The 9619-nt window shown below is 28.6% G+C and carries 13 protein-coding genes; 10 read left to right on the top strand and 3 right to left on the bottom strand.

The window, feature by feature from the left end; translation table 11 throughout:
• The 9 genes from QZ429_RS06755 to QZ429_RS06715 all read left to right on the top strand — a co-directional run.
• The coding region (locus tag QZ429_RS06755; protein WP_291953113.1) for an AsmA-like C-terminal domain-containing protein at positions 1–522 on the top strand (522 nt) is incomplete at its 5' end.
• Between the two features lie 269 nt (positions 523–791).
• The gene (locus tag QZ429_RS06750; RefSeq protein WP_291953112.1) at positions 792–1100 is read left to right on the top strand and encodes a 4Fe-4S binding protein; all 309 of its coding nucleotides are present in this window, start codon (positions 792–794) and stop codon (positions 1098–1100) included.
• 9 nt (positions 1101–1109) lie between these two features.
• Positions 1110–2234, top strand: a complete 1125-nt coding sequence (locus tag QZ429_RS06745; protein ID WP_291953110.1) for a 2-oxoglutarate synthase subunit alpha — start codon at positions 1110–1112, stop codon at positions 2232–2234.
• Positions 2234–3079, top strand: a complete 846-nt coding sequence (locus QZ429_RS06740) for a 2-oxoglutarate ferredoxin oxidoreductase subunit beta (RefSeq protein WP_291953108.1) — start codon at positions 2234–2236, stop codon at positions 3077–3079. Before QZ429_RS06745 ends, QZ429_RS06740 begins: the two co-directional genes overlap by 1 nt.
• Positions 3076–3636, top strand: a complete 561-nt coding sequence (locus QZ429_RS06735; RefSeq protein ID WP_291953106.1) for a 2-oxoacid:acceptor oxidoreductase family protein — start codon at positions 3076–3078, stop codon at positions 3634–3636. The genes QZ429_RS06740 and QZ429_RS06735 overlap by 4 nt, the downstream gene beginning before the upstream one ends.
• A gap of 77 nt (positions 3637–3713) precedes the next feature.
• Positions 3714–5426, top strand: a complete 1713-nt coding sequence (locus QZ429_RS06730; protein ID WP_291953104.1) for an acetolactate synthase large subunit — start codon at positions 3714–3716, stop codon at positions 5424–5426.
• The gene (gene ilvN, locus QZ429_RS06725; protein ID WP_291953102.1) at positions 5423–5890 is read left to right on the top strand and encodes an acetolactate synthase small subunit; all 468 of its coding nucleotides are present in this window, start codon (positions 5423–5425) and stop codon (positions 5888–5890) included. Before QZ429_RS06730 ends, ilvN begins: the two co-directional genes overlap by 4 nt.
• On the top strand, positions 5887–6846 hold the full coding sequence (lpxD, locus tag QZ429_RS06720; RefSeq protein ID WP_291953100.1) for a UDP-3-O-(3-hydroxymyristoyl)glucosamine N-acyltransferase: 960 nt from the start codon (positions 5887–5889) through the stop codon (positions 6844–6846). Before ilvN ends, lpxD begins: the two co-directional genes overlap by 4 nt.
• On the top strand, positions 6843–7079 hold the full coding sequence (locus QZ429_RS06715; protein ID WP_291953098.1) for a hypothetical protein: 237 nt from the start codon (positions 6843–6845) through the stop codon (positions 7077–7079). Before lpxD ends, QZ429_RS06715 begins: the two co-directional genes overlap by 4 nt.
• Before the next feature lie 197 nt (positions 7080–7276).
• Here the strand turns inward: QZ429_RS06715 and QZ429_RS06710 are convergent, their stop codons facing one another.
• Together QZ429_RS06710 and ftnA are read right to left on the bottom strand one after the other, a co-directional pair.
• Positions 7277–7900 (bottom strand): S24 family peptidase, encoded by a 624-nt coding sequence (locus tag QZ429_RS06710; RefSeq protein ID WP_291953096.1) that lies wholly within the window; start codon positions 7898–7900, stop codon positions 7277–7279.
• A gap of 89 nt (positions 7901–7989) precedes the next feature.
• Complete coding sequence (gene ftnA / locus QZ429_RS06705; RefSeq protein WP_291953094.1) at positions 7990–8484, bottom strand: non-heme ferritin; 495 nt, start codon at positions 8482–8484, stop codon at positions 7990–7992.
• A 303-nt stretch (positions 8485–8787) separates the two neighbouring features.
• On the opposite strand from ftnA, the gene QZ429_RS06700 reads away from it, so the two are divergent.
• Positions 8788–9240, top strand: a complete 453-nt coding sequence (locus tag QZ429_RS06700; protein WP_291953092.1) for a hypothetical protein — start codon at positions 8788–8790, stop codon at positions 9238–9240.
• On the opposite strand, the gene QZ429_RS06695 is transcribed toward QZ429_RS06700, so the two are convergent.
• Positions 9241–9619 (bottom strand): ATP-binding protein (locus QZ429_RS06695; protein WP_291953090.1); only part of this gene is annotated, 379 nt, incomplete at its 5' end. It lies immediately after the preceding gene.

The following is a 9619-nucleotide window of genomic DNA, read 5'->3' as shown; positions in this document are numbered from 1 at the left end:
TTATATATTGATGGAGATAGTGTTGATTTTTTTAAAGGAAAATTTGTATTTAAAAATACTTATTTGAAAAATTTGAAATTTCATCAACAATTTTTAAGTTTTATAGATACCATTCCTAGTTTATTGCTTTTTAAGGCTCCAACATTTAACGAAAAAGGTTTTAGTATAGAAAATGCTGGTATAAGTTTTAGTAGAAAGAAAGATTTATTTGACATTGATGCATTAAGTTTTAATGGAGATAGTGCAGATGTTTTTGGAAAAATTAAAATAAATTTAAGAAATTATGAGCTTGATGGATTATTGGAATTAAGAACTTTAAAATCTACAACTTCTGTAATTTCAGCAGTCCCTATCATTAATCAAATCATTTTAGGCAAAGATAGACAAATTAGCACTCTCATTAAGCTTTCAGGAACAATAGACGATCCTAATTTTCAAACTCAATTATTAAGTCAAGGGATACAATTGCCTTATAATTTGATTAAAAATATCTTTGAATTGCCAGCAAATTTAATCAAATAAAAACTCAAATAGTAAATATTGCGATGATAATTTATCAGTTTTTAATACTTTTAAGCACCTTAAAATATAAAAATTTATTTTTTTAAATCGTAATTATTTATAACTTTTATTTTTTAATGTTACTTTGTGTTATTAAAATATCTTTACCTTGCATTTATATTTTAAATATTATTTTATAAGACTTTAAATTAGGTATAATGGAGAGCTTTAATTAAAATAATTTATAAAAATTATTAACATATATTAATAAAATCTTGAAAGGAAAATAAATGGTTGCTCCAAAAGATACACCAGTATGGGTAGATGAAACAAGATGCAAAGCCTGTAATATTTGTGTAAGTTATTGTCCTGCTGGTGTTTTAGCTATGAGAGATGAGATTAGTTCTGTGCTAGGGCAAATAGTAGAAGTAGTTCATTCTCAATCTTGCATAGGATGTGGCGAATGTGAAAATCATTGTCCTGATTTTGCTATTTTTGTAGCTAAAAGAGATGAGTTTAAATTTGCAAAACTAACTCCAGAGGCTAAAGATAGGGCGCAGGCTGTAAAAGAAAACAAATATAAAAAACTAAATGCTTAGGAAAAAGTAATGAGAGAAGTAATATCAACCGGTAATATTTTAGTAGCAAAAGCAGCAATTGATTGTGGTTGTAAATTTTTTGGTGGTTATCCTATTACTCCAAGTTCTGAAATAGCACACGAATTAAGTCATATGTTGCCAAAAAATGATGGCACCTTTATACAAATGGAAGATGAAATTTCAGGTATTAGTGTGGCTATTGGTGCTAGTATGAGTGGTGTTAAATCAATGACTGCAAGTAGTGGGCCTGGAATTTCTTTAAAAGCTGAACAAATTGGTTTAAGTTTTATTGCTGAAATTCCACTTGTTATTGTTAATGTTATGAGAGGTGGTCCTTCAACTGGCTTGCCAACTAGAGTTGCACAAGGAGATTTGTTTCAAGCTAAAAGCCCAACTCACGGAGATTATGCCAGTATAGCTTTAGCTCCAGCTTCACTAGAGGAAGCTTATACTGAAACTATTAGGGCGTTTAATTTAGCTGAAAAATATATGACTCCAGTTTTTTTGCTTTTAGATGAGACTATTGGTCATATGAATGGTAAAGCTATTTTACCAGAATTAAGCGAGCTTAAAATTTTTAATCGTAAAAAATTTGAAGGCGATAAAAAAGACTATAAGCCTTATGCAGCAGGTGAAAATGAAGCAGCGACGCTTAATCCATTTTTTCAAGGATATCGTTACCATATAACAGGTCTTCATCATAGTGATATAGGATTTCCAACAGAAGATGGTGCTATAGTTGATAAAAATATAAAAAGATTAATCGGCAAGATAAAAAACAATGCAAATGAAATTTGCACTTGGGAAGAATATATGATTGATGATGCAGAATTTTTGATTATTGCATATGGAAGTGTTGCAAGATCGGTTAAAGAAGCTATTGCAAGACTTAGAGAAGAAGGTTTAAAAGTAGGGCTTTTTAGACCTATTACGCTTTTTCCTGTCGCAGAAGAAAAAATAGCACAAATTGTTAGTAAATTTAATAAAGTAATGGTAAGTGAATTAAATATGGGGCAATACTTAGAAGAAATTCAAAGAGTAAGCAAAAGGAATGATTTTATTAGCTTACATCGTGCTAATGGTCGTCCTATAACTCCAAGTGAGATTATTGTTAAAGTAAAGGAGAATATATAATGGCTTTTAATTATGATGAATATTTAAGAGTAGATAAGCTTCCTACGCAGTGGTGCTGGGGGTGTGGTGATGGTGTTGTTTTAAAAGCTATCATTAGAGCTATACAAAAAATAGGCTGGAATATGGATGATATATGTTTAGTTTCTGGCATAGGTTGTAGTGGTAGAATGAGCTCTTATGTTAATTGCAATACCGTTCATACTACTCACGGAAGAGCTATTGCTTATGCAACTGGAATTAAGCTTGCAAATCCTAGTAAGCATATTATTGTAGTAAGTGGTGATGGTGATACTTTGGCAATTGGAGGCAATCATACTATTCATGGCTGTAGAAGAAATATTGATTTAACTCATATTTTAATTAATAATTTTATCTATGGACTTACTAATTCTCAAACTTCTCCAACAACTCCACAAGGTTTTTGCACAGTAACTGCTCAAGCAGGAAATATTGATCCAAATTTTGATGCATGTAAATTAACAAAAGCTGCTGGAGCTTCTTTTGTGGCAAGAATAAATGTTATAGAATCAAACAAGCTTGAAAATATTATTTATAAGGCTTTGTTGCATAAAGGTTATAGTTTTGTAGATGTGTTTTCAAATTGTCATATTAATTTAGGTAGAAAAAATAAAATGGGCGAAGCTGTAACTATGCTTGAATGGATTAAAAATCGTTGTGTTGAAAAGAATAAATTTGATCAATTAGATGATGAACAAAAAAAAGATAAATTTCCTATAGGGATTTTACATCAAGATGAAAATAAAGCTGAATATTGTAATGCTTATGAAGAAGTTAGACGAGCATTAAAAGACAAAAGAATGGTTGATTTAGGAGCTTTAAAATGAAATATCAATTAAGATTTTGTGGCGAAGGCGGACAAGGTGTTATTACTGCTGGAGAAATTTTAGCTAAAGCAGCTATTAAAGAGGGCCAAAATGCCTTTAAAGCTTCTACTTATACTTCTCAAGTAAGAGGTGGCCCTACTAAAGTGGATATTATTATTGATAATAATGAAATTTTTTTTCCATATGCTGTTGAGGGTGAGATTGGTTTTATGCTATCAACCGCTGATAAAGGTTATCAAAATTTTAAAGAAGGTCTTGCTAAAGGTGGTATTATGGTAATAGAGCCAAATTTAGTTCATCCTAGTAAAGAAGATTATGCAAAATGGAGAATTTTTGAAATTCCTATTATTAGTATTGCTAAAGAAAAAGTAGGTAATGTGGCAACTCAATCAGTAATAGCACTAGCCATAGCTGCTTATATGAGTAAATGTATTAACATTGAAGTATTAAAAAACATTATGTTAGATATGGTTCCAGTTAAAACTAAGGACGCTAATGCTAAAGCGTTTGATTTAGGATTAGAATACGCAACAAACACACAAGAAGCAAATTCTTAAAATTAAGGATTTGCTCTCTAATTTCATATTTATTAAATTATAGTTATAATACTTTTCATTCTAAGTAAGGGTAAGAAATGGTAGAGTTAAGTGGCTCAAGAATGATTTGTGAAGCATTAAAAGAAGAAAAAGTTAAAATTGTTTTTGGCTATCCTGGTGGTGCTGCTTTAAATATTTATGATGAAATTTTCAAACAAAAATATTTTCGACATATCTTAGTAAGACACGAGCAAGCTGCTTTACATAGTGCTGATGCTTATGCTAGAATGAGCGGTAAGGTCGGAGTAGCAATTGTTACTAGTGGTCCTGGTTTTACCAATGCACTAACAGGTTTAGCAACAGCTTATAGTGATTCAATTCCTCTTGTTTTAATTTCTGCTCAAGTTGCAAATTCTTTAATCGGAACTGATGCTTTTCAAGAAATTGACGCAATAGGCATTTCAAGGCCTTGTGTAAAGCATAATTATTTAGTAAAAAATATCAAAGAATTACCAAAAATTTTAAAAGAAGCTTTTTATATAGCAACAACTGGTAGAAAAGGTCCTGTTCATATTGATATTCCAAAAGATGTTACGGCTGATTATGGCATATGGAAATATCCAAAAGAAATTACTATGAAAACTTACAAACCAGTTTATAAAGGCAATATCAATCAAATTAAAAAATTAATTGATCTTCTTAAAGATTCAACTAAGCCTTTGTTTTATCTTGGTGGAGGTTGTATAGCTTCAAATGCAAGTGAAGAAATAAGATCATTAGTTTTGCTAACTCAAATTCCAGCAGTTGAAACGCTTATGGCTTTAGGGACTTTAAAAAGCGATGATAAATTAAATTTAAAAATGGCAGGAATGCACGGGAGTTATTGTGCTAATATAGCTTTAAGTGAGTGTGATTTATTAATAGCTATTGGAGCAAGATTTGATGATAGAGTTACAGGAAAAACAAGTGAATTTGCTAAACGTGCAAAAATAGTGCATATTGATATAGATCCAAGCTCTATTTCTAAAATTATTAAGGCACATTTTCCTATAGTTGGAGATATAAAAAATGTTATTAAAGATATTTTAAGGGAATTAAACAAGGATAATTTTAATTGTCAAAAACATCAAGAATGGTTAAAAACTCTACAAAATTATCAACAACTTTATCCTTTAATTTATGAAGATAGTGATGAAATTTTAAAGCCTCAATGGGTTATACAAGAAAGTGCAAAATTAGCTCCTAATGCAAGAATTATCACTGATGTTGGACAACATCAAATGTGGGTGGCACAATTTTATCCTTTTAATTATCCAAGACAATTAGCAACTAGTGGAGGGCAAGGGGCAATGGGGTATTCTTTACCTGCTGCTTTAGGTGCTAAATTGGCGATTAAAGATGAAGAAATAGTGGTTAATTTTACTGGAGATGGGTCTTTTTTGATGAATATCCAAGAATTAATGACTGCTAGTTCTTATAATATAAAAGTGATTAATATTATTTTAAATAATTCTTTTTTAGGTATGGTAAGACAATGGCAAAGTATGTTTTATAAAGAAAGATTTTCAAATACAGATTTAAGTGATCAGCCTGATTTTATTAGCATAGCTAAAGGTTTTAAATGTGAAGCTTATAATGTATTTACAAAAAAAGAATTTCAAAATGCTTTTAATAAAGCTTTAAAGTCTTCTAAGACTTCTATTTTAAATGTGGCTATTGATAGATACGAGAATGTTTTGCCTATGGTTCCAGCAGGTGGAGCAATTTATAATATGATTTTACCTAATTATAAAAACAAGGACAAAAAATGAAAAGAAAGGTAATTTCTGTTATTGTTTTAAATGAGCACGGGGTATTATCACGAGTTGTTGGATTGTTTTCTGGAAGAGGGTATAACATAGAATCTCTCACGGTGGCACCTCTTGATGATAAAGAATTTTCTAGAATCAATATAGTTACCTTGGGAGATGAAAAGGTTTTTGAACAAATTATTAAGCAACTTCATAAACTAATTCCAACTTATAAGGTTATTGATTCTAGTGATTTTATAGAAAAAGAGATGATTTTAGTTAAAATTCTTTTAAATGAAAATCTTGCAGGTTTGGATTCTATTTTAAAAGCATATAATGGTAGTATTGTTTATAGTGATAGCAAATGTATTATAATAATGGCAAGTGATGATACATTAAAGATTAATAATTTTTTAAATACTATGAAAAAATACAATCTTATTAGTGTTGTAAGAAGTGGTTCTATTTTAATGGAGGTAAAATGAAAATTAGTGAAATAGCAAAGTTTTTAGGTGTAGGATATTGTGGAGATGATATAGAAATAACAGCTTTAAATTCTTTAGATAATGCTTGTTTTACAGAATTAAGCTATTGTGATGGAGAAAAGAATTCTAAAAAAATTTCTACCACAGGTGCTGGAGCTATTTTAATTTCAAAAGAATTTGAAAATTTAGTTCCTAAAGATAGTATTAAACTTGTAGTAGATAATCCTCATTTGTCTTTTGCTTTGTTAAGTAAGTTATTTGCTAAGCCTATAAATTTTCACAATCAAGAGAAAAAAACAAAGATAGCAAAAAGTGCAAAGATTATGCCAAATGTATATATAGGAAATAATGTTGAAATAGGTGAAAATGTTATTATTATGGCTGGAGCTTATATAGGAGATAATGTAAGTATAGGAGAATATAGCATTATACATCCTAATGTTGTAATTTATAATGATACTCAAATAGGAAGAAAATGTCATTTGTTGGCAAATTGTGTCGTGGGAAGTGATGGCTTTGGTTATGCTCATACTAAAAATGGTGAGCATTATAAAATTTATCACAATGGTAATGTAATTTTAGAAGATTTTGTCGAAATAGGAGCCTGCACGACAATTGATAGAGCCGTTTTTGAAAGCACTATTATAAAACAAGGGACAAAGATTGATAATTTAGTCCAAGTAGGGCACAATTGTGAAATAGGGGAAAATTGTATTATAGTCGCACAAAGTGGAATTTCTGGATCAAGTATTTTAGGAAAAAATGTTACTATGGGAGGACAAAGTGCCACAAGCGGACATCTGCAAATTGGAGATTTTGCTACTATTGCTGCTAGAGGTGGAGTAACTAAAAATTTAGAAGGTGCTAGAGTATATGGAGGTTTTCCTATTATGCTTCAAAAAGATTGGCTGAAATTTCAAGCAAAGTTATTGCAGTATTTCAAGGATAAATTATGAGTAAAAAAATTCTTAAAACTATTGAATTAAATGGTAGTAAAAGTGGAGAAATAAGTATATGTAATCTTTCTAATCCTTATGGAATAGGGAGTAATGATATTTTAAGCATTGGAGTGGCCTTAAAAAAAGAAAGTGGAATAGATTGGAAAATTCATATTCCTTATGAAAATTTAAAAGAATTAATTATAGCACTTCAAGAAATAGAAAAAGCTAGAACTAATTTTTTAAATTAAATTTTTAATTTTTAAATTTTAAATAAGTGTTAATGTGATAATTTTTAAAATATTTAATTCATTAACACTTAAAATTAAAGATGATTTAAATTTAGTTTCATTCAAAGCAATTAGCAAGGCTTAGAATTGTCAGTATATTTTTGAAGTTGCTATGATAGAAATTAAAATTATACTTAATTTATTTTGCAATTTTTAAATCATATTTTACTTATGGTGCCTACAACTTTACCTACTATTAAAAAATCTCCATTTTGATAATGCACATCAGCATAACTAAGATTAAATGAGTGCAAATATACTCCTTTTGTGCTTTTAAAAATTTGCTTGATAAATAATCCATCTTTGGTATTTACTGCAAAAATTCCACCTTCTTTGAAATTTTTATTTTTATCTATCAAACATAAAGAATCATCTTTTATTTCAGGTTCCATACTATCACCTATACATGGGATAATATCGCATTGATTAGAACCAAAAAAATCACTAAGTTTATTATCTATAATCACTTCAGAAAAACTTACATTATCATTTAAAGCTCCTCCGCCCATAGAAGCATTGACATCATAATATTTTAAAATTTTATACTCATTGGTAGTATTTTCGCTAAAAGAGTTTTTGTAAAAAAATGTATTAATATTAATATTTTGTGTATGTAAAAAATGAAGTATTTGCTTGTATGGAATGGAATTTCTAAATTTCATACTATAAAAAGTATCAGGATTTATACCCAATGCTTTAGCAACATCAGCGTCTTTAGCACCGCACAATCCATTTTGTTGAAGGATAATTTTTATCTTTTCTATAATCTCATTCATTTGCATATAAAGTCCTTTAAATGAAAGATTATAGCAAATATACTTTTATTTTGCAAGATATCTTTTAAAATAAAAGATATCTTTGATATTGAAGATTAGTTTTTTATCAAGCTTTTAATGTATTGATCTGCCATATACAAACCATTACCATTATCACTTATTAATTTTATTTTATCTACTATACCTCTAAAAAGAGCTTCTTCTTCGTGTTGTTCGCTAACATACCATTGTAAGAAATTAAACGTTGAGTAGTCTTTGCTTGAAAGCATAAAATCAACTAGATTATTTATAGAAGCTGTGATATTTTGTTCGTGTTGGAAAGTTTTTTCAAAAACGTCCAATAAAGAAGTATAATCACTACTAGGATTTTTAACTTCTTTTAATTCTACTTTAGAATCTGTCTCATTTAAATATGTGATTAACTTTCTAGCGTGATCACTTTCTTCTTTAGCGTGTTCAAACAAAAACGCTCCAGCACCATCAAAACTATGCTCATAGCACCAAGAACTCATACTTAAGTATAAATTTGCTGCATACATTTCTTTGTTAATTTGCTCATTTAGCAAATCTATTACTTCTTTAGAAAGCATTTTTTTCTCCTTCAAATAATGATTTTGTAATAATATATTTTTTTTGTTTAAATTATAGTAAATTTGCATTTTACATATAATTAGAACTAAAAAGTAGTGATTTTTATAAAATCAACTAAGCTATTTAAAGCAATCAACTTAAATAATTAAAAAATAATTTTCTTTTGCTTAAAATTTAGGTTTTTTGATATGTGATATGAGCTAAAAAGATGAGATTAAAAAGATAAAACTTGATATTTTTAATGAAAATGGAATTTTTAGGTAAGAAATTCTTTTTTTCTTATAAAAACACTCTATTTATAAATGAGTGAGCAAAATCGCATAAGCACAAAAGAAGATATAAATCACTTTATACCTTTTAGTGAGAAAGAATTAGACATTACTCAAGAAGCTTTTGAGAGTGATTTTATGTATAAATTTATAAATGGCAAGATAAAAAATGATGATGTTTTATTTGATGATGAGTTAGGCAAGATGGAATTTTTTAATGAAGCAAAAGAGCTTTTAAAAGCAGGTAAAGAGCTTTTTAAGTATTATCACACGCATAAAGAAAAGTCGGGGTATTTAGTAAATGCTTCTTTGTATGATATAAAAGAATTTTTTCAAGGTAGAGATGAAAAAGGCAAGATGAATATACCTAGCAAGGCAAAAGATGAGCATTATAAAATTTTACTTAGTGATTTGAATTTAGCTTTGGGTATTTTGGCTAAAAAAATCGAGCTAAAAATTTATGAATACGGCTTTTTGAGAGAGTGATTAATTAATACTAAAAGAAAAAATACTTCCTTTGTGTGGAGTAGATTGAATTTTTAAAGCACTATTATGCAAAGAAAGTATTTTTTTAACTAAAAATAATCCTAATCCAAAAGAATTACTTTGACTTGGATTGATTTTATAGAATTTTTTGGTGATTAATTTTAAATGTTTTTCTTCTATGCCTATACCTTCATCTTTTATAATAAATTCGCAGTTTTTAATTTGTATGTGTATGTCTTTAGAGCTATATTTTAAAGCATTATTGATTAAATTAATAATTACGTGCTCGATTAAAAAAATATCTGCAAAAACTTCACTTTTTTCGCCCTTTATGTGAATTCGTGGTTCGTTAAAAGAATTCACAATTTCTTGGCTTAAT

The organism is Campylobacter sp., from assembly GCF_020024835.1.
Taxonomy (GTDB): Bacteria; Campylobacterota; Campylobacteria; order Campylobacterales; family Campylobacteraceae; genus Campylobacter_D.
The sequence above is the reverse complement of the archived record's forward strand: the minus strand, read 5'-3'. Positions and strand labels throughout refer to the sequence as shown.

Coding starts and splice junctions, on each gene's coding strand:
- QZ429_RS06750 (WP_291953112.1), top strand. CDS start 792: ATGGTTGCTCCAAAAGATACACCAGTATGGGTAGATGAAACAAGATGC.
- QZ429_RS06745 (WP_291953110.1), top strand. CDS start 1,110: ATGAGAGAAGTAATATCAACCGGTAATATTTTAGTAGCAAAAGCAGCA.
- QZ429_RS06740 (WP_291953108.1), top strand. CDS start 2,234: ATGGCTTTTAATTATGATGAATATTTAAGAGTAGATAAGCTTCCTACG.
- QZ429_RS06735 (WP_291953106.1), top strand. CDS start 3,076: ATGAAATATCAATTAAGATTTTGTGGCGAAGGCGGACAAGGTGTTATT.
- QZ429_RS06730 (WP_291953104.1), top strand. CDS start 3,714: ATGGTAGAGTTAAGTGGCTCAAGAATGATTTGTGAAGCATTAAAAGAA.
- ilvN (WP_291953102.1), top strand. CDS start 5,423: ATGAAAAGAAAGGTAATTTCTGTTATTGTTTTAAATGAGCACGGGGTA.
- lpxD (WP_291953100.1), top strand. CDS start 5,887: ATGAAAATTAGTGAAATAGCAAAGTTTTTAGGTGTAGGATATTGTGGA.
- QZ429_RS06715 (WP_291953098.1), top strand. CDS start 6,843: ATGAGTAAAAAAATTCTTAAAACTATTGAATTAAATGGTAGTAAAAGT.
- QZ429_RS06710 (WP_291953096.1), bottom strand. CDS start 7,900: ATGCAAATGAATGAGATTATAGAAAAGATAAAAATTATCCTTCAACAA.
- ftnA (WP_291953094.1), bottom strand. CDS start 8,484: ATGCTTTCTAAAGAAGTAATAGATTTGCTAAATGAGCAAATTAACAAA.
- QZ429_RS06700 (WP_291953092.1), top strand. CDS start 8,788: ATGAGTGAGCAAAATCGCATAAGCACAAAAGAAGATATAAATCACTTT.